This window comes from Arsenophonus endosymbiont of Crataerina pallida, assembly GCF_964020125.1.
Taxonomy (GTDB): Bacteria; Pseudomonadota; Gammaproteobacteria; order Enterobacterales; family Enterobacteriaceae; genus Arsenophonus; species Arsenophonus nilaparvatae.
Window position 1 is genome coordinate 2,790,460 of sequence record NZ_OZ026540.1, and the last position, 24,827, is coordinate 2,815,286.

The following is a 24,827-nucleotide window of genomic DNA, read 5'->3' on the forward strand; positions in this document are numbered from 1 at the left end:
AGAGAATATACTGGCTAAAGAGCTATACATTGAGTAGAAAAGATGACTTATAAGAATGATGACGTCAGAATTAAACAGATTAAAGAGTTATTACCTCCAGTTGCCTTATTAGAAAAGTTTCCGGCAACAGATAAAGCCGCTTTGACAGTTCAAACAGCTCGTGAATCAATACATCAAATTTTAACTGGTAAGGATGATAGACTTTTGGTCGTTATTGGCCCATGTTCAATTCATGACCCTAAAGCAGCCATTGAATATGCCCAAAAACTAAAAAAATTCATGATGAATTGAAGAATGAGTTAGAAATTGTTATGCGTGTTTATTTTGAAAAACCGCGTACTACTGTTGGCTGGAAAGGTTTAATTAATGATCCTTTTATGGATAACAGTTTTGATATTAATCAAGGATTGCGTATTGCACGTAATTTATTGGTAACTATTAATGATTTAGCTTTACCAACTGCCGGTGAATTTCTTGATATGATCACTCCGCAATATGTTGCAGATCTTACTAGTTGGGGAGCAATTGGTGCACGCACTACTGAATCTCAGGTACATCGTGAATTAGCATCTGGTCTTTCTTGCCCGGTAGGTTTTAAAAATGGTACCGACGGAACAATAAAAGTGGCTATTGATGCAATTAATGCTGCTAAAGCTGCTCACTGTTTTTTATCGGTTACCAAATGGGGGCATTCAGCAATTGTAAATACTACCGGTAATGACGATTGCCATATTATTTTGCGCGGCGGTAAAAAGCCTAACTATAGTGAATCAGATATACAAGACGTTAAAGAGAGTTTGCAAAAATCAGGCTTATCAGCCCAAATTATGATTGATTTTAGTCATGCAAATTGTTGTAAACAGTATAAAAAGCAGCTTGAAGTGGCTGAAAATGTTGCTAATCAAATACGTCAAGGTGAAAAAGCAATCATTGGGGTGATGGTTGAAAGTCATCTTTTAGAGGGAAATCAAGATATAACTACCGATAAACCGCTTGCGTATGGTAAAAGTGTGACAGACGCTTGTATTGGTTGGCAAGATAGTGAAAAATTATTATATCGTTTAGCAGACGCGGTTCGGATCCGTCGTGAAAAGAGTAACTAATTAATGCTTAATAAGGCCACAAAGTGGCCTTATACTTATAAAGTTTAATTTGATTATTTTGCTTTACCTTGATTAGCAACCGCGGCTGCTTTAGCGGCTATTTCAGCTTGATCACCAAGATAGTAATGCTTAATAGGTTGCATATTTTCATCAAATTCATAGACCAATGGAACGGCGGTTGGAATATTAAGTTCAAGGATCTCGTCTTCACTCATCTTGTCCAGATGTTTGACTAATGCTCGTAATGAGTTACCGTGAGCAGCAATAATGACTTTTTCACCTTTAGCAACTCTTGGTTTAATCACCTCTTCCCAATAGGGGACAACACGTTCAATTGTGGTAGCGAGACTTTCAGTGACAGGGAGCTCTGAGGGGTTCAAATTTGCATAACGAGGATCATTACCGGGGTAACGAGGGTCATCTTTGGTTAATTCTGGTGGTGTAATTTCAAAACCACGGCGCCATAGTTTAACTTGATCGTCACCATATTTTGCTGCAGTTTCTGCTTTATCTAAACCTTGCAGAGCACCATAATGACGTTCATTGAGCCGCCAATTTTTTTCGACGGTTAGCCACTGTTGATCTATTTGGTCTAGAATATTCCACAAGGTGTGAATAGCGCGTTTTAAAACGGATGTATAAGCATAATCAAAAACAAAACCTTCTTTTTTTAATAGCTGGCCTGCATTTGTTGCTTCTTCGCGGCCCTTATCGGAAAGTTCAACATCAGTCCAACCAGTGAATCGGTTTTCTTTATTCCATTCGCTTTCGCCGTGTCTTACTAGAACCAGCTTAGTTACTGCCATAGTTTAAACTCCTATTAGTACATTCATTAAAATCGATCTGAATTATTATATTATCCCTGCAACTGAATACCAATACAATTGATGGTAGTTTTTAAATTGCTGGGTAAGATCTATACTGATTTAACCTGTCTGTCATTAGATTAGCGGCTTAACACCGCAATTAAGTTATAATAATTATTATTTTTCGTTAAAATAAAATTTTTGGTAAAATAAGTAAAATATATGTTAATTATTTATATAATTAATTAATAAAAAAGATGAACGTAAATAAATCAATTATTTAATTTCGTGGTTTATATATAAATATAGATGTAAATAAATTATTAATAATAGATTCTAGGGATAATATATAACTATTTTTAAATTATGTGGGTATATTTATATTTGTAACAATAGATAAAAAAATGGAGCCATTTGGCTCCAATTTTCCTTTTATAAGAGAAACTTCTCCGTTAGTTTCAGGCACAAAATAGAATAAGCAATTAGTATAATAAAAAATACCAATTGATATGTTATATTTCCATATATTAAGTATGTTTCCAAATCAATTAAATCGAATATTCGTTTAACAATTATTAAAGTTTAGAGTGTAAATCTTTATATTCAATATCTGCTAGCTGTAGAGAATATTCAAAGTCAATTTGTTATTAAGTTGTTTTTATTTGGTTGTATTTATAATGAGTTATTTTGCAATATCATTTAATTTTATTTTCTATATTAGTTTTAAAGCAAATAATATGTAATTTTATAATCTCTGTATAGTTAAACTATAATTAAATATGTATCTAAATGTTTTCATTTTTTATATCTCATTGATTTTTATTAATTTAACTCATTGGAAAAAACGATCATAAGTTGATAATTGATAGCTAGCATCTATTAATATTTGATTTATGATCGATTAAAACGATTTGCCGTTTTAATATTTATATATATCATTTTACTCACTACAAGCTTAACTTATAGAATTTATTCTTTTTTTTGTTTTAGTTCATACTTTAATCTAATCATCTATATGATGAGAATACTTGTTGTTGGAACTTTTAAATAATTTGTATTTGAATATAATTTAACCACTGTCATATTATTTATAAATATAGTTTATCTATGGCTAATAGTTATTCGATATTTTACTTTATTAAAAGTGAGCATTTTTACTTAACTTTATTATTAATAAAATTTTAAGGATTCACTTTTATATGTCGAAACGATTATCTTTTTTTATTAAAAAACTAGTACTACTTTTTTCTGTCATTTTTATGATGTTGTGTAGTACTGAATTATTAGTTTGGATCACTCGAAATGGCTCCTTAATGGAGCTTGTTAATTAGCTACGTAATTGAATAAAGGCTTTGTTATGAATGTTAATTTCCAAAAGTGCGCTTTAGTATTTGGTGCTATGTTTTTATTAAATGCTTGTTCTGTACCTGTGTCAAAAAAGATGAATAAAAAAGTCAATGATAAAACAGCGAGTCAAACTAATAATAGTACCGCTATTGTCAATAACCAGAGTAGTATTCCTGTGCGAAATTATATAGAAAAGAAAGGAATGTTATTTGATGGTATTACTATTGCCTCGTCAAATAATGAATGTGTTGATCGCTTTAATTTTTTAAAAGAAGCGAATAGTGGTAAATACCAACAATATTCTAATGATTATAATAAAATCAGCAGAGATTATACGTTTTTAAATGTTAATAAAAATATTATGGATAAAGATTCAAAAGAATTATTATCTATGACGTTGAGCACTAAATTAGATACTTTATGCTCGAAAGTTCAATTCTCTGGTTTTCAAAGCGTAAAAGAAAAAGTTAAAGCATTATCAAGTATTTAAATATTATTCATATCTTACCACCTTTAATTGATTGAAGGTGGTTTTTTGCTATGTGTGTACATGTGAGAGTAAATTAATTATGACACCATTTTCATCCAAGGGAAGGAAAATAATCGCGTGGTGCCTGCTTTTAATACAACTATTTTCTTCCTTCTTTTTTTCTTCAATATCAATAGCTAGTGCAGTTGAAAATGCTGAGATGGCAGATACTATCTCAGGTATTCAATCCTTAATGAATGATGCAAACGCGAGTAATAATATCGTTACTGAAGATAATACTGCATCGTCATCTCAGGGGGAAACTTCTCTATTTCCTTCTGAACGTTTAAGTTCAGGGCATTATCCGTTAGAAATGCCACCAAGTCTTGAAACTAAAGGCAATAGTGCCAATACGATTAATACTATTTTACCTAATTTAGGTGGAACGGAAACACCACCTGAAGACAACACAGATCAAACTTTAGCTTCAATTGCCAGCCAGGTTGGTAATATTTTAGCAAATAGAAATGCAGTTGATGCTTCAATCGGTTATGCAAAAAATATTGGCGAAGGTTTGGTTAACCAGCGACTTAATGATTGGTTAAATCAGTACGGTACTGCCCGTATTTCTATCGGTACTGATAGAAAATTTTCGGGTGATTTTTTATTACCTGTTATTGATAGCATAAATAGTCTGCTTTTTACCCAATTGGGATTAAGAACCAATAAAGACAGAAATACTTTAAATTTAGGTTTAGGTTATCGCCAATATTGGGGCGATTGGATGTATGGCATTAATACCTTCTATGATTATGATTATAGCGGTGGCAATGCCCGATTAGGTCTTGGCGGCGAAGCTTGGACTGATTATTTAAAATTGGCCGCCAATGGTTATTTTGGCTTAACTGACTGGCACCAATCGAAAATAGCGGTAATGGATGATTATGATGAGCGTCCGGCAACGGGCTTTGATGTTCGCGCCGAAGCCTATTTACCGACTTACCCTAAACTGGGTGGTAGTATTAAATATGAAAAATATTTTGGCAAAGGTGTCCATCTTGGTACCGGTGTCGATCCAGATAAATTAAAAGACGATCCTTACGCCTTGACATTAGGCATAAATTACACGCCAATACCATTAATCACCTTGAAAGGAGAGCATGCGGCCGGTGATCGTAATGACACTATGGTTGGCATGGATATTATTTATCGCTTTGGCGTACCATTATCGCAACAGTTAGATCCTGATGCTGTTGATGTTATGCGTAGTTTGGTTGGCAATAAGTATGATTTTGTCGATCGAAATTATGATATTGTTATGCAATATCGGAAACAGGAATTAATTAATATTTCGTTACCAGTCGAAATGAGAGCGGAAGCAAAAGAAACGATTATTATTCCTGCCACTGTTAATAAAACCAAATATGGTTTGAAAAAATCAACTGGACAGTCTCGCCTAGTTTTATTGCCAATGGTGGCAGTTATCAGGTTATTTTACCGACTCAACTAGAAATTATCTTACCGGCTTATGTTTATAAAACACAAAAGAATACCGCGCAAGAATATCAAATCAGTGCGGTGGGGATAGATAATAATGACAATGAATCAAACAGAGCGACGACCACAATACGGGTAAAACCTTCCAGAAATGTGGTTAATGATTTGATTGTCGAGCCTAATTCCGTTTTACCGGCTAATGATCGCGATCATTTTACCACCACCGCGGTGATCACCAATGAACATGGACAGCCTTTGAGTCATCAAGTAATTACTTTCCACGTTGATGGCTTAAAACAACCGGATGGCAAATTGGGGGCAACATTGTCTAATGGTTCCCAGAGTGCTACCAATGGGGATGGGATAACAGCAACCACCGATAGCCAAGGAAAAGCGGTAATTTATATAACCAGTAAAGTAGCTGGAGAAGGCAAGATCACTGCAACGATGGAAAACGGCAATTATAAAAATGGGCGGCTCAAATTTAGCGCTGATCGAAATTCAGCTCAGATTGCCAAGTTAAATGTTACTAAGGATAAAGCATTAGCTGATGGTAAAGAGAAGAATATGCTATATGCATTGGTGACTGATCAAAATGGTAACGCGGTAGAGAATATAGCGGTTAATCTTACAGCAACCGATGGCGCAGTCATTGAAAATGGAACAACGGCAAATACTAACCAGCGCGGAGAACTGATCTTTGGTGTTACCAGTACCAAAGCGGGTAGCAGCTAAGTTACTGCCGAAATTAATGGTAGTCAAAAAACCCAGTCGGTTGCTTTTGTCACCGGTCACCCGAGCGCAGAAAAATCATTATTGACAGTACAACCTGCAACGATTGTTGCCAATGGTAAAACCGCCGCTAACTTGAAACATGAACTGAAAGATGCGCAAGGCAATCCTATTTCTGGTGATAAAGTGGACTTTACCACGAGTTTGACCAATAGTCAGATCAAAAATACTAAAGAGGTAGGCAATGGGGTTTATACCGCTGAACTGACAGGTATTACTGCCGGAGAAAGAGCACCGTTGGTGTTAAAATTAATGGTTCAGTACTGAAAAATAAAACTGCAAAAGTGGTATTAACTGCGGATAGTGACAACCCAAGCCCCACTAAATCTAAACTGGAAGCCAAACCGGATAAGATTATGGCTGATGGTAAAGCTGTTTCAACATTGAAACTGACGCTGCAAGATGTCAATGGTAATTTAATACCACGTTAGCTAACAGTAGTGCAACTCCAGTAACGGAAAGCGGACCTGGTATATATACTGCTCCACTAACCGGAACTAAAGCCGGTAAGACTGAAATTAGTGTTGAAGTCGCAGGTAAGCTACTGACAGTGAGTCCGGTAATAGTAATTTTAACCGCTGATAGTGGTAATGTGAGTGGTGAGAAATCTAAATTAACCGCTGCTCCTAGTACTGTTGTTGCTAATGGTGTCGAGACTTCCACTCTGACTTTGGTGCTAAAAGATATTAATGATAACTTACTTGGCGGTCAGCAAGTTAATTTTACTAGTAATTTAGCGAAAAGTCAGACAAGTGGAACAAAAGAGACCAGCGAAGGTGTTTATGCGCAACGCTGACGGGTACTCAGGCTGGAGAAGCAGTAATTGGTGTTGAGGTTAATGGTAATGTACTAAATATGACCGTGGTGACGAAAGTCACTTTGATCGCAGATAGTACTAAACCTGGAGCGGATAAATCTAAACTTGAAGCTACTCCTAACCGCATTGTGGCTAATGGAACGGAATCTTCGGTCATAAAACTTACCTTAAAGGATATTAATGGTAATGCGATTGTTGGCCATAAAGATCAGGTGAAATTTACTACTAGTCTGACAAATAGCAAAGTTGGTGACACCGTAGAGGAAAGTAATGGCGTTTATGCGGCTAAACTAACAGGGACGACGGCAGGTGAAAGTAAGATTGGTGTTGCAGTCAATGGTGCTGTATTAAGTGTCAGCCCAGTTCTGGTTACATTGACCGCTGATAGTAGCAAACCTGGCGCTGATAAATCCACACTGGAAGCTAATCCTACTCGTATTGTGGCCGATGGATCGGCATTCTCAACAGTAAAACTAATCTTACAGGATGTTAATGGTAATGCCATTTCTGGTCTGAAAGATAAAGTGAAATTTAGTACCACCCTGACAAATAGCAAAATTGGTGACACCGTAGAGGAAAATAATGGCGTTTACACCGCAAGACTGTCAGGAACAACGGCGGGAGAAACTACCCTTGGTGTTGAAGTTAACGGTCAACCATTAATTGTCAGTCAAGTGGTCAAAGTCACTTTGAGTGCCGATGATAGTAAACCGAGTGCCGATAAGTCTATATTAGCGGCCAACCCTAGCAGTATCGTTGCTGATGGTAAAATATCTTCAACAATAACGTTGGAATTGAAGGACGTTAACGGTAACCCACTTGCCGAGCAAGGTGTAGAGTTTATCCCTAGTCTACCGGGTAGCGAGATCGGCAAGGTGACTGAAAAGGATAATGGAATTTATGAAGCATCTTTAGTTGGAACTAAAGCCGGACAAGCTACGATTAGTGTTGGTGTTAATGGTAAACCACTGGTTGGTAAGACCGCTACCGTGACCTTAACCGCCGATAATAGCAAACCCAGTAAGGATAAATCTAAATTAGAAGCCGATCCGATAGAAATTGTTGCTGACGGTCAAGCTAGCTCGACGATAAAATTGACCTTGCTGGATGTCAATGATAACCCGCTGGCAGGCCAAAAAGTTAAGTTCAATGTAGCTTGAAAAATAGTCATGCAAGTGATCAGGTTAAGGATGAAGGTAACGGTATTTATACTGCTACATTAACCGGTACCACTGCTGGTGAAACGTCTATTGAAGTCATAGTTAATGGGGCAGTATTGCAGATTAAAAATAGTGCTAAAGTAACCTTAACTGCCGATAAAAAGCACCCCAGTAAGGATAAATCTAAATTAGAAGCCGATCCGACAACCATTGTTGCTGACGGTAATACTAGCTCAACAATAAAATTGACCTTGCTGGATGTGAATGATAATCCGCTGGCAGGCCAAAAAGTTAAGTTCAATAGTAGCTTGAAAAATAGTCATGTGAGTGATGAGGTTAAGGATGAGGGTAACGGTATTTATACTGCCACATTGACTGGTACCACCGCTGGTGAAACGTCTATTGAAGTTACAGTTAATGAAGTTGTGTTGCCAGTTAAAGATGCGGCTAAAGTAACCTTAACTGCCGATAGCAGTAATCCAAGTTTAGACAAATCCAAGCTAACTACCGAGCCTATTACTATTGTCGCAGATGGTAAAGATAGCGCGACCTTGAAGCTAACCTTAATCGATATTAAAGATAATCCAATTACCGGTTATCCGGATAAAGTCGTCTTTAGTACCGAACCAGCAGACAGTAAAATTAAGCTAGAAGCAGTCACCGAGCAGGATCCGGGGGTTTATAGCGCAAAACTGACTGGCACCCAAGCGGGAGACATCAGCATAACGGCTAAATTCAATGGATTGGAGTTAAAACTTGCGCCGGTAACAGTAACTTTAAAGGCAGATAGCAAAAATCCTAGCGTAGATAAATCCAAACTCGTCGCCGAGCCTACCACTATTGTTGCTGATGATAAACAGACTTCAACCTTAAAGTTAACATTGATGGATGCTAATGATAATCCGATTGAAGGCCAAGTAGTGAAATTTGAGCCCAGTCTGGCGAACAGTCAATTCGATGAAGTTAAAGAGAATGATAAAGGAGTTTATACTGCTAAATTGAAAGGAAAAACGGCCGGTGTCAATACCATTAAGGTGAAGGTTAATGACAAGGAATTCGCTATCAAAACTAATGTTACTTTAATCGCTGATAGTAACACCGTGGTATTAAAACAGGTGACATTGGATGGTGATAATACCAGTAAAGTGGCTAATGGTAACGATAACTTTACCTTTACCGCTGTGGTTAAGGATGCCAACGATAATCCGGTGCCGGAGATTACCTTAAAATGGCAGTACAATGCCGGTAATAAGGTTACCTTATCGGATAAAGGTGAGAGTAAAACTGACTCTGAAGGTAAAGCTAAAATCACCTTGACCAGTACTACAAATACCGTTACTGAGGTACAGGTTTCGGCTAAAACAGGCGATGATGAAGCGGTTGATGCAAATAAAAAAGTCAATTTTCTTCGTAAGTTTAACTTAAACGGCGTCGTTGCAGATGCGACAACCAATAAACCAATTGAAGGGGCAGAAGTTGGACTCTATACCTCCGATAGTGATTCAAAACCTAAATATAAGGTGACAAGCTGAACAGGTGGAAAATTTTCTATCTCTGATGTGCTTGACCAACGTTATACCCTGAAAAGCAAGGCGAATAAATATATTGATTATAAACTTGACATTACCAATCCAGAACAGCAGTTACAGAGAATTCTTCTGATACCTGAGTTGGGTAATGATTATGCGCGTATTGTTTTATCTTGGGGTGCGAAAACTGATGATTTGGACGCTCATTTATAGGGTGATACAGATAAAGGTAAACGATTCCATGTAAGTTATAGTAGTAAAAACGCACCTGATGGCAGTGCAATGCTAGATATTGATGTGAGAAATGGCTTTGGCCCTGAAACGATTACCATTAAACGGTTAAACCCAGGGCGTTATCGTTTTGCAGTTAAGAACTTTAGCACAAAGCCGGAAATTACTACGTCGAATGCTAAGGTGGTTGTTGCTCAAAAAGATAAAAGTGGTGGCACCAGAGTTAGCGAATATGATATACCAACATCAGGTACTGGTTTATGGTGGGAGGTATTTGAAATGGATGGTAATACGGAGATATCCGGCCGGTCAATACAATTTCTGACACTGAACCAAACTAACGGTAATTAAATAAACCAATTAACAAAAACTGAATGCATAGTGAATATGCATTCAGGATTGATAAATAATAGAGTGGAGAAAATAAAGTAAAAAAATTTAATCGTTAATGAGTAGCTTTAATTATTTTCAACTTGCTATATCAAGCGCTAAAAATAAAATTGTTACTCTAATTAGCAAACAAAATTAAACTTATTTCGACTTAAATAATAGTTATAGGACGTAGTTAACCTGCCAGGGATGGCAACCCATATTTTAAAGCTATGGTGATTAATATGAGAGGTAGATCGCTTTATTAATCGTTAGATAAAAAAGTTGTTTACTTCTTTTATCAGTTAATTTACCATTCGCAATTTCGTGTAGATCAAAAAAAATAATATTTTTAGGATTCAATGACATGACGTACAGTAAAAAAAATCTGTTTAGTGTATTATTGGCTATTATGATGTTGACAGGATGTGCGGGTTTCGCTAAAAAAAATAGCGATATCGATAGTCAGACAGCTGCAGTTGAATCTCCAGTCGACAAATCTGGAATATTATTTAATGGTATTATTATTTTCTCAACAAATAATCAATGTATTGATCATTTAAATCTACTTAAAAAAACTGAACCGGTTAAATATTAAAAATATATTAAAGATTACGTCATGATTATGGATGATATTAAATATTGGAATATCAATAAAAATATTATGGATAGTGATTCAAAAAATCTGTTAGCGATGGCGATCAATACCAAACTTGATTTATTATGTGCAAAGGTAAAATATAATAATTTTGTTAGCACTAAAAAGAAAATACAGAAGTTAGTTGATTCCTATCAAAAGTAGTAAATCTTCTATTATATGCATGATATCCATATTAATTTTTTATATTTTATCATATAAAAAGTTTAATTATTTACTAGTTTAATTAAGCTTTTTATATCTTAAAATAAATTTTATCAAATTAATCTGATGCTATGGTAGGTAATTATTGTAGTGTTGCGATGATAATCTGGCTAGCGGCAAAAATCGCTGTCACTTTACTGCCAATTTTTATCTTCTGTTCTGCTATTTCTTGATTTGACATGATTGAGCAAAGTAATAATCCATCCTCTAGTTTCACCTTAAGCTCACTATCTTTATCATCTTTTTCAATATCAGATACCGTGCCAATTATTATATTATCGGCTGCTGGAGTTGTTGTTTGTTGTGGCAGCAATTTTATTGCCGGCGCTTTGATCAAAATTAAAACTTCCTTGCCAGCAGTTAAGTGTAATCGTTTGCTACTTTGCTTGGTTAATGATGCATTGATAATGGTGTTACTATTAGTTAACTGAATTTTGCTGAATTGAGTGGTTATCATACTCAATTAAAGTACCAAAAAATTGATTACGCGCGCTGGTTTGTAATGAAAAACGTGAAATTGCCGCCAGTAAGCTATCGATCGGTAAATTTTCATCATTTAACACATGATAGGCTTGTTGCTGGATCTGTTTTAATAATCCATAGAGTTGCAATAACCGTTCGCCATAGGGTGTTAAAGTGGTACCACCGCCACCTTTGCCGCCAGTTGCACAGGCAAGTAGCGCTTTATCGGCTATTTGGTTCATTTCGTTTATTGCATGCCAGGCGCTTTTATAACTCATGCCCGCCAATTGTGCTGCTTGCTTGATCGAACCAGAAGATTTTATATATAGAAGTAAGTTGATCCGCCGTGCGTCAGCAAATAGCCGATCATGACGTTTTAAAGTTAAGAAAATATCCATAAAAACAACCTTATTAGCCTAAACACGGTTAATTAATTTATTGTGTTATTGCTCTTTGTTATATCAAATAGTGAGAATAGAATGAAGGCTTGTTGATTGTTTCTAAGAAATATCTGCTGATAGAGAATTAATATTGTTAAAATATAGTAATATCTGTCACTAACCGTATTATTGGTGTAAAAAATGAAAATATCTAGTGCTAGCCTTCAAAAGAGAAAATAAATAGAATAATCTAACTTATAAGGTTACTATTTAGTTATGTTCATATTTTACGTAATTGAATAGATCATTATTTTGCTGAGGCTCTCAATGCTAGAAATTTTAAAAAGTATGCTTTTTGCACTGTGTATGGTGCCTATCGTGATGGGCGGCATTATGTTATTAATTTATGGCATTGGCGAGCTTTTTAACATATTGTCGAAGGCACAGTTCCGTCATTCAAAGAAACAACATTAATTCGTTTATCTTCTCTTGATAGTTAGCCAACACTTTTTGGCATTGCCTGAAAAAGCGTTTTATGCTTTTTCAGGCGCTTTATTATTTATTTTTAATCTGAAATGACATATTTAATTTAGACATAACAAATGCCTCAATTATCTCACCGTTCTCTATTCTTTGCTGTTTATTATTTGATCGGCAATAAGCTTAATACTCTATTTAATGTCGTACAGATGCCAAAATATTAAATAAAATAATCCTTTTAAGTTTAAAAGTATAAATAAACTATAAAACTGTAAATTGACCAAGTGATTGATAAAGCGATTTTTATTGCTAACTGTGAAAAAATAGCTTGGTTGTCATTAGATATCACGATAAGTTTATTTGTTTTATTTTATTTAGCTTAAGGATAATTACTATGCCGCCATCAACTTTTTGCATTCCTACTATTAATAAAATTGGCCGGGGGTGTTTAGTCGATGTGGTAAATTTAATGAAGGATTATGGTTATCAGCAAGTGCTTATTGTGACTGATCCTTTTTTAATGAAAAGTGGTTTGGTTGAAAAAGTCACCAGAGTTTTTTTACATAATAAGATTAAAAGTCATCTTTTTACTGATGCTAAATTGGTGTCATCGTTAGAGATCGTAAAGCAGTCGATCGATTGTTATCAACATGAGCAGATTGATTGTATTGTTTCAATTGGTGAAGGGGCTGCCTATGATTATGCTAAGGCAATGATTTATTTACAATCTCATCACGCCATTTTTATTAGTGATAATATTAAAAAACCATGGCCTTTAATTACAGTCAATACAACTTCCGCCTCAAATATCGATAATTTTAATCCATTGCTTGATCAAACTAAAAATGAATTGATCAATTTGGCTATTGCCGGATCACGTATTACCCCATTACTTTCAGTGACTGAGCCAGAGTTAATGCTAGGTTTATCAAGTGAATTTATTGCTGCATTAGGTATGAACTCTTTAACCTATGCAATTGAGGCTTATGTTTCAACAGCAGCTAATCCTGTTACCGATGCATGTGCTCTAAGTGCGATAAAAATATTGAGTAATGCTTTACGTCGAGCGGTTAATTATTCATTAGATCTACAGGCGCACGAAAGTATTGCTTATGCGCAGTTTCTGGCCGGGATGGCTTTTAATAATGCTTCACAGGGATATGTACAAACCTTAGCCTGGCAAGTGAGCCATTTTTATCATCAACCGTTAACAATTTGCAATGCCGTTTTGTTGCCTCAAGTGCAAGCTTTTAATCTAAAGGTAGTAGCAAAAAAGTTAAAAAATATTGCTGGGGCAATGGGTATTCGGGTTGCTCATATGACCGATCAACGTGGTGCAGAAGCTTGTATTGCTGAAATAAGGCGGCTAAATTGTGATCTTGGTCTGCCTTCGGAACTGAGAAGATTGAATGTTCAGGATAGTGATTTAGCTAAATTAGCTCAAGCTGCATTAAAAAGTGCCACCGGTATCACTAACCCTGTTCAGGCTAATATGACTGATTTGATCACTATTTATCAATTAGCAATGTAGTCTTCATTTTATAACTAATTATTGTTAGAGAATTGTGATCTTTGAATTATATTAATAAGTAGGTAAGTATAATGTAACTACTGAGTTGATCGGAGGTGGTGAGATTTATGAAGAAGGTCGCTATCATTGGTTTAGGCTGGTTAGGATTACCCTTGGCACTTGAGTTAATGCGGTCAGGAATGGCAGTGGTTGGTAGTAAAACCACGTCAGATGGTGTAAATGCAGCAAGAATGTCAGGTATTGATTGTTACCAGCTTCGGTTTACGCCAGATATTGAATGTGAGGCCGAAGATCTTGAACAGTTAATGAATGCTACGGATGTGCTGGTTATTATGTTACCGGTCAATAAAACCGCAGAAGGTGGTATTGGTTATTTGAAAGCGGTACAACTTTTAGTTGATACTGCGCTTTCCTACGCTATACCACGTATTATTTTTACCAGTTCAACATCAGTATATGGTGCACAAAGTGGAACTTTAAATGAAGATGCTAAGCTATATCCTAATACCGAGGAAGGCAAAACGCTGGTTGAGGTAGAAAATTGGTTACACCAATTGCCAAATATATCGGTAGATATTCTTAGGTTAGCAGGTTTGGTGGGTGAGGCTCGACATGCAGGACGGTTTTTAGCTGGTAAAACAGCCTTAACTGGCGGAAATGAGCCGGTTAATCTTATTCATCAAGATGATATCATTACTGCGATAAAATTATTAATATTACGGCCAGAGGGTGGCAATATTTATAATTTATGCGCACCTGAACATCCGGTTAGATCATCTTATTATACTGCGGCGTCGCAACGGGTAGCTTTACAACCGCCAGAGTTTATTGCTGAATCAACGCCTATTATAGGCAAAATCATTGATGGTAGCCGTATTTGTAAGGAGCTTGGTTTTGAATATAATTACCCTGATCCTGGCAATATGCCAATGAGTTTATAATTAGTGAATTGATTGTAAGATATATTTGCAGCTAGGCCGTTTGTAAAATTGTCGGTTAGCGCCAAAAATTAGTCATTAAAGGCTTTTGGACTGATTTATTTGTGCCATCGGCGGACAACTATTGCCTGAAAATTATCGGCTTTTCTGCTTGTGGCGAATAATTATATTATCTTAATTCTATCAACTGAAACAGTTGACAATCTATTTTTTCTACCTCAATTTGTGTAGTAGATCAAAGATAGCGATATTCTTTATGTTTTTTAGCTAACTTTAATCATTATAAGCTCTTTATAGTAGCATACTTGATATATTTTAATCAGAAAGCGCGGGAGATCGATAATGAAAAAGAGCTTGATGAAAATAATTAATCGTTTGACAACTGGATTAGGTCTATTATTTATTTTTGTTTCCTCGATGAATGTTCATGCCGATGGATCGCAGGTTACACCGCAACTTGATGTAAAAGCTTATGTACTGATGGATTACCATTGTGGTAAAGTTTTAACAGCCAATAATCCAGATGAACGTTTAGATCCAGCTAGTTTAACAAAAATTATGACCAGTTATGTAGTGGGTCAAGCGATTAAAGCGGGTAAAATTAGCGTTAATGATCTTGTCACCGTAGGAGAAGATGCTTGGGCAACCGGTAATCCTGTTTTACGAGTCTCTTCTTTAATGTTTTTAAAACCCGGCGATAGGGTTTCAGTGCTGGATTTAAATCGTGGTATTGTCATTCAATCTGGTAATGATGCTTGTATTGCATTGGCGGATTATGTTGCGGGCTGTCAAACTGTTTTTGTTGATCTCATGAACCAGTATGTTACCTCATTAGGCTTAAAAAATACTCATTTTAAGACCGCACACGGCTTAGATTCAGAAGGCCAATTTAGTACTGCCCACGATATGGCGGCATTGACTAAAGCATTAATTAGAGATGTGCCGGATGAGTATTTATTACACAGCGAAAAAGTGTTTACCTACAATAAAATTAAGTAATACAATCGCAATCGTTTATTGTGGAGCAAAAGCTTGCAGGTGGATGGGGTCAAGACCGGACATACCAGTGGGGCGGGGTATAATCTTATCACTTCGCCAACGAATGGCCCAATGCGATTGATTGCTGTTGTGTTGGGGGCATCGAGTGATCGCATTCGTTTTACCGAAAGTGAAAAGCTGCTAAATTGGGGATTTCGTTTTTTTACAACCGTTGTTCCTATAACGGCAGATAAGCCATTTACTACTGAAAAGGTATGGTATGGTAACCAGTCTACGGTGTTATTGGGAACTGAAAAAGATGCAGTAATCACTATCCCGAAAGGAAGAGAACAAGACCTAAAAGCGACCTATAGTCTGAACTCAGATTATCTCAAAGCTCCATTAAGCAAAAATCAGGTGGTTGGGACAATTAATTTCTTTTTAAACGATCAATTGATTGATAAACGCCCACTCGTAGTGAAACAAGCAATAGAGCAGGGCGGTTTTTTCAGTCGATTATGGGACTATATTGTTGTCACTATTTCCAGTTGGTGGCATGCATTATTTGGTTAGTTAAACCGTTAGATTATAAAAAAAGACCTGTGGGTCTTTTTTTATATAATTAATTTTAATAAAAATAAATAGTTATTAAATTAAATTAGCTTTATATTTAATTAATATTTAAAAGTTATTTTAATATAATATTATTTATTCATTATAAATTTATTTTTTATTTACAGACAAACTTCATTGCGAGATTAAATTAATTAACTCATAATTGTTTTTGGTATAATAAAGTAATTAATAATTTAGTTATTTTAATTTTGCCAATTAATTATTTCGGATTATCTCAAAAATATTCCGCATTCCCTATTGTTAATTAAATAAAATCTTGTGATGGAGTTTGTGTAATGGATACTGGTAGATTCAAAGTCAGAAATTATAAATTAAAAGGAGAGATGAAAAATAAAATAAAGGAAAAAATAAAATTCGGTCCTTCTGTAACGGTAAATGATAATGGAGCTGTTGTAACAGTTAGAGCGATTAACAATATTAGTATAGTAGTAGCAGATGGTGGTAAATCACAGATTGGCAATATCACCTCGGGTAAAGAAAACCACATTACGGCAACAGCAAAACAGCATGGTAATGCAGAGATAGGCGAAGTCATTGCCAATGAAAAAAACACTATCAAACAAATAGCTAAAGAGGTTGGCACTTCATCAATCGGCGATGTTAAAGCGGGTAAAGAAAACCACATTACGGCAATAGCAAAACAGCATGGTAATGCAGAGATAGGCGATGTTACTGCCTGTGAAAAGAATACTATTAGACAAACGGCTAAAGAGAGCGGTCGCTCAATTATTAAGGATGTTACCGCGAATAAAGAGAATGATATTACGGTAACAGCAGTACAGTATGGTATTAGCGAGACAGGCGATGTTACTGCCAATGAAAAAAACACCATCAAACAAACGGCTAAAGAGAGTGGTCGCTCAATTATTAAGGATGTTACCGCGAATAAAGAGAATGATATTACGGTAACAGCAGTACAGTATGGTATTAGCGAGACAGGCGATGTTACTGCCAATGAAAAAAACACCATCAAACAAATGGCTAAAGAGAGTGGTCGTTCAATCATTAAGGATGTTACCGCGGGTAAAGAGAATGATATTACGGTAATAGCAGTACAGTATGGTAGTGTAGGGATCGGTGATGTTACAGCAGGTCACAATATTAATATAACGGGAGCGTTATCATGTGAAACACCGGCAGTGGAAAAACCGTGTGTGTATCCAGAGCAAGTGCTGACGGAGGAAAGCTCAACAAAGGATAGTCCAACAAAGAAAAGTCCAACAGAGGAAAGCCCAACAGAGGAAAGTCCAACAGAGGAAAGTTCAACAGAGGAAAGTCCAACAGAGGAAAGTCCAACAGAGGAAAGTTCAACAGAGGAAAGTTCAACAGAGGAAAGTTCAACAGAGGAAAGTTCAACAGAGGAAAGTTCAACAGAGGAAAGCCCGACTGTGAAAACGCCATCGGTGGAAGAACCGTGTGTATGTCCAGAGAAAACCAAGGAAAACCTAACAACGCAATCACAGATAGATCTAGCCCCAAGATTGGGAGTGCAAACTCGTAAATCTGCTACTGATAACAATCTGATTAATATAAATTATAATCAAATAAATATAATTAATATCGATAGTTATAGTAGCTTTTCTATTGAAGGAAATATATTTGATATTAATATGCGAGAGGAAAGATTGGGGCAAATAATGTCAGAATTTAAAAATAAAGAATCGACTGCTTATAATATCTGTGCTCCAGTGCCTATCAGCAATCAATGCCCAAGCATATATGTGCCGCAAGTTGTTTGACATGTATACTAATATAATAGTGAATAAAATAATTTATTAACATTGAATAAGCCAGTTGTTAAAATTGGCTTATTATTTAATTGTTGTAATAGTTTAATCGCAATAAGTAATTTTAATCGCTAACCCACCTTGTGAAGTTTCACGATATTTGGCATTCATATCTTTGCCGGTTTCATACATGGTTTCAATCACTTTATCCAGACAAACGCGCGGATCACTGACCCGACGTAAAGCCATCCGGGCAGCATTAACCGCCTGAACTGCTGCAATCGCATTACGCTCAATACAGGGAACCTGGACTTGACCGCCAACCGGATCACAAGTAAGCCCAAGATGATGTTCCATGCCGATTTCTGCTGCGATACAGACTTGGGCAGGGCTACTCCCATTAATTCGGTTAGCGCAGCTGCGGCCATAGAACATGCCACACCAACTTCACCTTGACAGCCAACTTCAGCACCAGAAATTGAAGCATTCATTTTATAAAGGGTGCCGATAACGCCAGCAACCAAAAAGAAGCGGGTATATGAATTTTCGTTAACACTCGTCCACCGGCTGCATTTTCTTCATTGACTGCCAAGGCGAACATATTGATCCAATCAACAACCGCCATCGGATCCGTCGTCGTATTATCGGAGGTGACTAGCATTCTTCTCAATGCTGCTGCACGGCGTGGTACCCGAAGTGGGCCTGGTAATAGACCTTCGGTATTAACACCGCGTTCGATAGCTTGCTGCATAACCTGCCAAACGGCATCGAAATGCGTTTGGATTTCTTCTTTGCTACGCAGCGCCAATTCATTTTGCATTACCAGTGCAGAAAGTGAAAGGCCGGTATCTTTACAGTGCCGTTGTAGATCAGCTGCTGACTGGTATGGATAAGGCACTTTAACCGGCGATCCACTTTCTTGACCAAGATGCTGTTCATTAACGATAAAACCACCGCCAATAGAATAATAGGTATTACTATACAGTTTATCTTCAGCTGCGAAAGCGGTAATTACCATACCATTTTCATGCAGTGGCAGATTGGTGGTATGAAAATTCATACCACCTTGTGTAGGAAAATCCACTACATGTTGTCCATTGGCAAGTGATAAGCGCTGAGTTTGTTCAACATTTTTAACAAAAGTGGAGATAGAATCGATAGCTACCGTATCGGGTAGATTACCGGCTAATCCCATAATAATGGCAATATCAGTGGCATGTCCTTTACCGGTTAAAGATAATAAACCATAAACATCAACGCTAATACGCTTTACAGAAGTCAGAATCTCTTTTTCAATTAGATCATCAACAAATTGTTTCCCGGCTTTCATTGGTCCGACAGTATGAGAACTGGATGGGCCAATGCCAATTTTAAAAATATCAAAGACACTACTCATATTTTATTCGCCTCCTTGTTAAAGGCGCTAATTTTTAGTAATAAGCTGGCCGAAGAGTTGAAGTTAATATTGCGGCCTTACGATATTTGGGAAAGCTAATTCATTTATTCCAATAAATGAAAGCCATCCCAAAATCATTAAACGTTAAAGAAATAATTTATATACTGCAGCTGAAATAGCGATAATACCGACAATGACTACAAAAATATTACTAATATGACCAGAATACTTACGCATAGCGGGTATTCTGCTAATTGCGTACATTGGCATCATGAATAATAAAATTGCAATAACAGGTCCACCTAAACTTTCGATAATGCTCAGAATACTTGGATTTAAAGTAGCAACTAACCAGGTAGTGACTAACATAAAAATCGCAGTTGCTTTATTTAGTTTTTGGATATTGATTGTTTTACCTTTTGCCCGATAAGCACGTTCAACCAAACCATTAAAACCTTCACGTGCACCGAGATAATGTCCCAGGAACGATTTTATAATTGCGACGAAGGCAATTAGTGAAGCGGCAAATTTAATAAAAGGTTTATCGAAATAGCCAGATAAATAGTCGAGGATACTGATGTTTGCCGCTTTTGCTTTTACCAAATTAGCAGGAGATAAAGTAAATACACAGCTAAAAACGAAAAACATTACGGTTATAACCATTAAAATATGTGCTGAAGCTAAAATTCGAGAAGCTTTTTGATCAGCATGCTCGCCATATTCTTTACGATTGGCAACGGCAAATGCAGAAATAATAGGTGAATGGTTAAATGCAAAGACCATAACAGGAATAGTTAACCAAATCGTAACCAACATACTCTGGTTATTTTCGGTACTATCCATATTAATATTGGAGAATGAAAGTGTTTCTAATGCAGCGCCATGCCAGTGAGGGATCATATAGAGTGAAAATATCACCAAAACCGCAATAAACGGAAATACTAGCATACTCATTATTTTGACTATATATTTCTCACCCAGGCTAACAATAGCCATGATACCACCGACAAGAATAAGTGCTAATAGCCAGCGTGGTGGAGCATTAAAACCGAGGAGTTCAACGATAAAATTCTCGACATTATTGGTAATTGATACGCCATATACCAATAAGATAGGATAAATAGCAAAAAAATAGAGTAGTGTGATCCAATTACCGGAAGAACGGCCAAAATGTTCTTCTACAACCTCAGTAATATCGCCATTAGGTTTTGAGCCGGATAATACAAAACGGGTTAAACCGCGATGGGAAAAAAAGGCCATTGGAAATGCGAGTAACGTCATTAGAATGACGGGTAATAGGCCACTCATACCTGCGTTAATGGGTAAAAAGAGTACACCAGCACCGATCGCGGTGCCGTATAAACCTAACATCCAAACTGTATCATTTTTACGCCAAACTTTTACGTCCTGGTGTGCATATGAGGAAGTGATGGAATCAACTCGAGTTGTATCCATGGTAATCTCCAAAATATAAAACGAGAAACAAAAAATAGTAAATTTTTAATGTATGAAAACCGGTCAATATAATTATGATTGCAGGTATATTTATACAATATTCTTTATCTACATTAACAAAATATATAGTTAAAATTTATGTAAATAAAGTAACTGATTATTCTAGTAAAGGTTAATTGCGATACTATACCACATTATGGTTTAGTGTCATTATCACAATACTGTTTAGAATCAATTTTATTTGTTTTTTTATATGTCAAAATTATATTTTAGTTTTTCAGACGCAAATCTTATTATTTATCGGTATAAAGTTCCGTGATCAGCATCCCAAAAGTATAATCATCCATGGTTTGTTGTTAATGAGCGTAAGTTTTTTTTGTTTATATTTTGTTAAATTTAGCTATTCTTAGTTAATATTTACTTAAAAGTTGTTTTAATAAATATGATTAATCATTCAGTTAATAAGCTCAATTTTTGATAAAAATATTTTTATTAATTTTCATAATGTATATAAATAAACGGGCAATTTACTGATAATATTTGCCGCTTTCACTTAGTTATAATCATTAATTAATTTATTGTTGGTTATTGGCTGTTTTCATTTTAAACATCATATTATTGTTTTTTTACTTTTGTACGAAAAATAGTTTATTTTTATTAACTTGCCGTTTAGATTTCATAGTGAAATGATTTCATTCTAAGATATAACCGTTATAAATTAATAGCCTAAATTTAAATGATAAATGGCATAAATATTAAATCTAGCAATGTTTAATTCTATTTTAGTAAAATCAGATAATGTTATTTTATTTAGGTAACGCTTATCATAAATAATTATCTGCTTATTTAACTTATTAAAAATGTTGAGTGATAAAATAGCCTCGTTAAAATTGGTAAATTATTGAATTAACAGAGGCTATTTATGTGTATATTTAAATTATCTTAGTATTCAACCTCTAATCCAACCTTTTTTAATTAAAGGCGAAAATAAGATTTGATAAGCTTTTATTATATATGGTAGTAATTTATCGCCACCAATTTTCCAGATTGTTTGACTAATTCCACAAGCTATAATCGCAACCAAAAATGCGCCTGCCATATCTAAAGGCCAATGTACACCGAGAAAAATTCTAGCCCACGCAATTGTGAACGCCGGTATAAATAATAACAGCCCAATCCAATTTCTTAACCAGAATAAAAAGCCAAAAGCGAAGGTAAAAGCAATAGTAGCATGATTACTGGGAAATGATGGTGTTGGGGCATGAGCAAGAAAATGTTGGCCTATCCCCAACATAAAAGGTCGTTCTTGTGGGAAAATTACGCCAATAAAACCGGAAATAGCTAAACCGATAATAACTGCGAGAGCGGTTTTACAGACAAACACTCTTTGGCGAACTAGATTTTTCGATGATCCCCAAAGCCAGCAGGCAATGGTAATTAAGGGAAATATAAGAATGAGTCGTTTAGCCAAAAAAATTGCCAGTGTTAATGTACCAATGGATGTAATTGGGGTGGCATTAATAAAACTAAACAAACTTAAGTTAATATCGTTTAGCAAGGTAGAGCCCTCATTGAATATGTATCCTGATTATTTATATTAGATAGCCAAGGGTAAAATGTCTTTTACATAGGGTAAAGTAAGTTTGGTAATATTTTTATAAAACTTATTCATTTATCAAAAGAATTCGATGCTCAGGGCGTGGGCGTCCGGTTTTTTGATGACGGGACAAGCAGCTGATGGTGAAATGGGAAAAATAGTCGGCACCACTCTCTGTACCGTGGCTCAGGTTTAACAACGGAGAATACTGGCGCGCACGAATCAAGATAGACAGGAGGGGAAGTTTAAAAGTATCGTTTTGGCCGCAGGCGTACCATCGATAGCAACATTGTGTTGGCCCTTCATCAGAAAGGCACTGGCCAACAGAAATTGCCCGTCAGCTCAATGTTGCCTGATCTACGGTTTATAAAATTGTGAAATACGAAAAGGCCGCTAAAGCGGCCCACATTTACATAATAACAATATGATAGTAAAAGATTTTATATATCATATAGCCCTTGCAAGTGATACCCTTTTTGTATGCGCTTAGTCGGAGATTAGCATTGCGAAGACCATTTTACGAATTTGGCATTATAGACAGATTCATCGTCGCTGACGAAGGTGGCTTCTCCCGCTTTTGGGCTGTCTTTCAATATTCCCAGTAGCTCAGCCTGCACCAGCCGCTCATCAAACTCTTTGCCTTTTTCATCGAACGCTTTGTAGCAGCCGACATCACCGGTTAATTCAATTGGCTGATCAATTACACTATATACAACAACATTAAACGTTTTTTCATACTTCGGCTGTCCTTCAACCACCACCGTACCTTCTGAGGAGGGAATAGCTTGGATGATCAGTTTATTATGTAAATCTTTTGCTGCTATGGAAGAAAATGAGAGTAGAACAAGTGAAGAAAGAAGGACCTTACATACCGTTTTCATTGACAACCTCCTTTATGAACATGAACAATTAGTCATTTATTCGGCAGCCAGATTACGGGGTAAATAAGAGTAAAACAAGCGAAGAAAGAAGAACTGTAGCTACGTTTTTCATTAACTTCCTTCTTCATGAACAACTAGTCATTTATTTGGTAATCAGATTTGAGGTAAAACTTAAATCCTGACTTAATGGATATTATTTAATGCTTACTGCGCGGTTATATTTTTTTTACCTAATTTGCGGCAATTTGTATCCATATTGGTAATCACGGTGGTGAACGTCAAATTATTGTAACCTTGCAAGGTCGATTAGATAGTATGAATAAAAAACCGATAGTTTAAATAGGACATACTTTAAACTATCGGATTCCTCAATAATTTGGGGACATTCAAAGAAAAGCAGTGGCATAAGTTAAGACTATTTATTATTCATAAAGTTCTTAAAGAAGAAAAAAAAGCATTTTTTGATCAAAAATGCTTTTGTGATTTGTGCCTGAAACTTAACATATAAAATTAAAATAGAAAATAATTTTAATAAAATCAGTTAACTAAGATAGTAGATGTTTTTTTGCATAGGCTTCAAAGTCTGTACAACCACCGATATGTTGCTCATCAATAAAAATTTGCGGAACAGTCTCAACAGGTTTACCCGCTTTTTTAGCTAAATCAGCTTTAGTGATCCCCTCCGCTTGTATGTCAACATAATTATAATCAAAATCATCACGTTCATGTTTTAATTTTTCTGCTAATTCTTTTGCGCGGACGCAATAGGGGCAACCAGAGCGACCAAAAATGACAGTAAACATCATATCTCCTTCAACTAAATTTTATTTATTATCTACAGTTCAATTACTATGCCTATAGTTAGCATCAAAAAAAAGCACAATTTATTTTTATTGCTATTTGAAATATTAACAATTACCTAATATAACAGAATAGTGTTTTTTAACAGGAAACATAGATTGTTATGAACAAAAAAAATTATCCGCTATGCGTTCTTTCGGTGATATGCCTAAATTTGTGATAATACTCGAAGTTATTGGTTTATTATTGTTATTGGTCTATTTAGTGATAAATAACTATATTGAATTAGCTGCTTTATTTATGAAAAAAGGTGTTTTGCTTGCTATGATTATGCTAGCAATTGGTTGTATGATACCGGCCATCGTTCATATCGTTTGGCGGGCACTGCCTAAGCTTAGTTTTTTCGGCATTGACCAACAAAAAAATAGTTCGGAACATCACCAACGCAAGCTAAGAGCTAAGCAGTGTAATCATCGCAAGATGGATTAAATTGTGAGTAGGAATGGCTCGTTAAATATGATTTAACATGATAAAATATGGTCTGTTTTTGGTTTAAGATGATAGATAGCGAATTTTCTTAGGT

The 24,827-nt window shown here is 35.8% G+C and carries 20 protein-coding genes and 5 pseudogenes; 18 read left to right on the plus strand and 7 right to left on the minus strand.

Annotated features, from left to right (window positions below; translation table 11 throughout):
* The first annotated feature begins 42 nt into the window (after positions 1–42).
* A pseudogene (gene aroG / locus AACL31_RS14945) lies at positions 43–1,103 on the plus strand (3-deoxy-7-phosphoheptulonate synthase AroG).
* A gap of 53 nt (positions 1,104–1,156) precedes the next feature.
* On the opposite strand, the gene gpmA reads toward aroG, so the two are convergent.
* Positions 1,157–1,909 (minus strand): 2,3-diphosphoglycerate-dependent phosphoglycerate mutase, encoded by a 753-nt coding sequence (gpmA, locus tag AACL31_RS14950; protein WP_310513306.1) that lies wholly within the window; start codon positions 1,907–1,909, stop codon positions 1,157–1,159.
* A 1,357-nt stretch (positions 1,910–3,266) separates the two neighbouring features.
* On the opposite strand from gpmA, the gene AACL31_RS14955 reads away from it, so the two are divergent.
* The 10 genes from AACL31_RS14955 (at position 3,267) to AACL31_RS15000 (ending at position 10,718) form a co-directional block, all read left to right on the plus strand.
* Positions 3,267–3,746 carry a hypothetical protein gene (locus tag AACL31_RS14955; protein ID WP_310513305.1) on the plus strand — a complete coding sequence of 160 codons (480 nt, stop codon included), beginning with the start codon at positions 3,267–3,269 and terminating at the stop codon, positions 3,744–3,746.
* Between the two features lie 199 nt (positions 3,747–3,945).
* Positions 3,946–5,235, plus strand: coding sequence for an inverse autotransporter beta domain-containing protein (locus AACL31_RS14960; RefSeq protein ID WP_310513304.1), 1,290 nt, complete (start codon positions 3,946–3,948; stop codon positions 5,233–5,235).
* 68 nt (positions 5,236–5,303) lie between these two features.
* Positions 5,304–5,957 (plus strand): Ig-like domain-containing protein, encoded by a 654-nt coding sequence (locus tag AACL31_RS14965; protein ID WP_310513303.1) that lies wholly within the window; start codon positions 5,304–5,306, stop codon positions 5,955–5,957.
* A gap of 81 nt (positions 5,958–6,038) precedes the next feature.
* On the plus strand, positions 6,039–6,281 hold the full coding sequence (locus AACL31_RS14970) for an Ig-like domain-containing protein (RefSeq protein ID WP_339053312.1): 243 nt from the start codon (positions 6,039–6,041) through the stop codon (positions 6,279–6,281).
* A 17-nt stretch (positions 6,282–6,298) separates the two neighbouring features.
* The gene (locus AACL31_RS14975) at positions 6,299–6,445 is read left to right on the plus strand and encodes an Ig-like domain-containing protein (protein ID WP_310513302.1); all 147 of its coding nucleotides are present in this window, start codon (positions 6,299–6,301) and stop codon (positions 6,443–6,445) included.
* A gap of 119 nt (positions 6,446–6,564) precedes the next feature.
* Positions 6,565–6,810: an Ig-like domain-containing protein gene (locus AACL31_RS14980; RefSeq protein WP_310513301.1), complete on the plus strand. Its 246-nt coding sequence runs from the start codon at positions 6,565–6,567 to the stop codon at positions 6,808–6,810.
* A gap of 59 nt (positions 6,811–6,869) precedes the next feature.
* Positions 6,870–7,991, plus strand: coding sequence for an invasin domain 3-containing protein (locus tag AACL31_RS14985; protein WP_339053313.1), 1,122 nt, complete (start codon positions 6,870–6,872; stop codon positions 7,989–7,991).
* Positions 7,988–9,523: an invasin domain 3-containing protein gene (locus tag AACL31_RS14990; RefSeq protein ID WP_339053314.1), complete on the plus strand. Its 1,536-nt coding sequence runs from the start codon at positions 7,988–7,990 to the stop codon at positions 9,521–9,523. Before AACL31_RS14985 ends, AACL31_RS14990 begins: the two co-directional genes overlap by 4 nt.
* A 279-nt stretch (positions 9,524–9,802) precedes the next feature.
* Positions 9,803–10,102 (plus strand): hypothetical protein, encoded by a 300-nt coding sequence (locus AACL31_RS14995; RefSeq protein WP_310511200.1) that lies wholly within the window; start codon positions 9,803–9,805, stop codon positions 10,100–10,102.
* Positions 10,103–10,487: 385 nt separating this feature from the next.
* Positions 10,488–10,718: a hypothetical protein gene (locus AACL31_RS15000; RefSeq protein ID WP_310511201.1), complete on the plus strand. Its 231-nt coding sequence runs from the start codon at positions 10,488–10,490 to the stop codon at positions 10,716–10,718.
* A gap of 346 nt (positions 10,719–11,064) precedes the next feature.
* Here AACL31_RS15000 and AACL31_RS15005 read toward each other — a convergent pair.
* Positions 11,065–11,842 (minus strand): annotated as a pseudogene (locus AACL31_RS15005) (TOBE domain-containing protein).
* Positions 11,843–12,205: 363 nt separating this feature from the next.
* Here AACL31_RS15005 and AACL31_RS21110 point away from each other — a divergent pair.
* The 5 genes and pseudogenes from AACL31_RS21110 (at position 12,206) to AACL31_RS15030 (ending at position 18,126) form a co-directional block, all read left to right on the plus strand.
* Entirely contained in the window at positions 12,206–12,298 is a 93-nt protein-coding gene (locus tag AACL31_RS21110) for an AcrZ family multidrug efflux pump-associated protein (RefSeq protein WP_422389288.1), read from the plus strand.
* A gap of 400 nt (positions 12,299–12,698) precedes the next feature.
* On the plus strand, positions 12,699–13,835 hold the full coding sequence (locus AACL31_RS15015) for an iron-containing alcohol dehydrogenase (protein WP_310511199.1): 1,137 nt from the start codon (positions 12,699–12,701) through the stop codon (positions 13,833–13,835).
* Between the two features lie 107 nt (positions 13,836–13,942).
* Positions 13,943–14,776 carry an SDR family oxidoreductase gene (locus tag AACL31_RS15020; protein ID WP_032116288.1) on the plus strand — a complete coding sequence of 278 codons (834 nt, stop codon included), beginning with the start codon at positions 13,943–13,945 and terminating at the stop codon, positions 14,774–14,776.
* A 339-nt stretch (positions 14,777–15,115) separates the two neighbouring features.
* Positions 15,116–16,324, plus strand: a pseudogene (locus AACL31_RS15025) (serine hydrolase).
* A gap of 338 nt (positions 16,325–16,662) precedes the next feature.
* Positions 16,663–18,126, plus strand: a complete 1,464-nt coding sequence (locus tag AACL31_RS15030) for a hypothetical protein (protein WP_339053315.1) — start codon at positions 16,663–16,665, stop codon at positions 18,124–18,126.
* Positions 18,127–18,303: 177 nt separating this feature from the next.
* Here AACL31_RS15030 and AACL31_RS15035 read toward each other — a convergent pair.
* The 3 genes and pseudogenes from AACL31_RS15035 to ybjG form a co-directional block, all read right to left on the minus strand.
* Positions 18,304–19,510: pseudogene (locus AACL31_RS15035) on the minus strand (L-serine ammonia-lyase); the annotation flags it as partial.
* A gap of 144 nt (positions 19,511–19,654) precedes the next feature.
* Positions 19,655–20,965 carry a serine/threonine transporter gene (locus AACL31_RS15040; RefSeq protein WP_310511196.1) on the minus strand — a complete coding sequence of 437 codons (1,311 nt, stop codon included), beginning with the start codon at positions 20,963–20,965 and terminating at the stop codon, positions 19,655–19,657.
* 949 nt (positions 20,966–21,914) lie between these two features.
* Complete coding sequence (gene ybjG, locus AACL31_RS15045; protein ID WP_310511195.1) at positions 21,915–22,523, minus strand: undecaprenyl-diphosphate phosphatase; 609 nt, start codon at positions 22,521–22,523, stop codon at positions 21,915–21,917.
* Between the two features lie 105 nt (positions 22,524–22,628).
* Between ybjG and AACL31_RS15050 the strand changes: the two are divergent.
* Positions 22,629–22,918: pseudogene (locus AACL31_RS15050) on the plus strand (recombinase family protein); the annotation flags it as partial.
* Between the two features lie 141 nt (positions 22,919–23,059).
* Here AACL31_RS15050 and AACL31_RS15055 read toward each other — a convergent pair.
* Entirely contained in the window at positions 23,060–23,443 is a 384-nt protein-coding gene (locus AACL31_RS15055; RefSeq protein ID WP_310511194.1) for a DUF4354 family protein, read from the minus strand.
* A 545-nt stretch (positions 23,444–23,988) separates the two neighbouring features.
* A complete protein-coding gene (locus tag AACL31_RS15060) occupies positions 23,989–24,246 on the minus strand; it encodes a GrxA family glutaredoxin (RefSeq protein ID WP_310511214.1) in 258 nt (85 codons plus the stop codon).
* Between the two features lie 202 nt (positions 24,247–24,448).
* Between AACL31_RS15060 and AACL31_RS15065 the strand changes: the two genes are divergently transcribed.
* Entirely contained in the window at positions 24,449–24,733 is a 285-nt protein-coding gene (locus AACL31_RS15065) for a DUF1418 family protein (RefSeq protein ID WP_339053316.1), read from the plus strand.
* Positions 24,734–24,827 lie beyond the last annotated feature (94 nt).

What these genes read in the sequence shown, in the direction of transcription:
- AACL31_RS15000 (WP_310511201.1), top strand. Translation starts at nt 10,488, where the DNA reads ATGACGTACAGTAAAAAAAATCTGTTTAGTGTATTATTGGCTATTATG.
- AACL31_RS14985 (WP_339053313.1), top strand. Translation starts at nt 6,870, where the DNA reads ATGACCGTGGTGACGAAAGTCACTTTGATCGCAGATAGTACTAAACCT.
- AACL31_RS15015 (WP_310511199.1), top strand. Translation starts at nt 12,699, where the DNA reads ATGCCGCCATCAACTTTTTGCATTCCTACTATTAATAAAATTGGCCGG.
- AACL31_RS15020 (WP_032116288.1), top strand. Translation starts at nt 13,943, where the DNA reads ATGAAGAAGGTCGCTATCATTGGTTTAGGCTGGTTAGGATTACCCTTG.
- AACL31_RS15065 (WP_339053316.1), top strand. Translation starts at nt 24,449, where the DNA reads ATGCCTAAATTTGTGATAATACTCGAAGTTATTGGTTTATTATTGTTA.
- AACL31_RS14960 (WP_310513304.1), top strand. Translation starts at nt 3,946, where the DNA reads ATGGCAGATACTATCTCAGGTATTCAATCCTTAATGAATGATGCAAAC.
- AACL31_RS14955 (WP_310513305.1), top strand. Translation starts at nt 3,267, where the DNA reads ATGAATGTTAATTTCCAAAAGTGCGCTTTAGTATTTGGTGCTATGTTT.
- AACL31_RS15040 (WP_310511196.1), bottom strand. Translation starts at nt 20,965, where the DNA reads ATGGATACAACTCGAGTTGATTCCATCACTTCCTCATATGCACACCAG.
- AACL31_RS14995 (WP_310511200.1), top strand. Translation starts at nt 9,803, where the DNA reads ATGCTAGATATTGATGTGAGAAATGGCTTTGGCCCTGAAACGATTACC.
- AACL31_RS21110 (WP_422389288.1), top strand. Translation starts at nt 12,206, where the DNA reads ATGGGCGGCATTATGTTATTAATTTATGGCATTGGCGAGCTTTTTAAC.
- AACL31_RS15055 (WP_310511194.1), bottom strand. Translation starts at nt 23,443, where the DNA reads ATGAAAACGGTATGTAAGGTCCTTCTTTCTTCACTTGTTCTACTCTCA.
- AACL31_RS15030 (WP_339053315.1), top strand. Translation starts at nt 16,663, where the DNA reads ATGGATACTGGTAGATTCAAAGTCAGAAATTATAAATTAAAAGGAGAG.
- gpmA (WP_310513306.1), bottom strand. Translation starts at nt 1,909, where the DNA reads ATGGCAGTAACTAAGCTGGTTCTAGTAAGACACGGCGAAAGCGAATGG.
- AACL31_RS15060 (WP_310511214.1), bottom strand. Translation starts at nt 24,246, where the DNA reads ATGTTTACTGTCATTTTTGGTCGCTCTGGTTGCCCCTATTGCGTCCGC.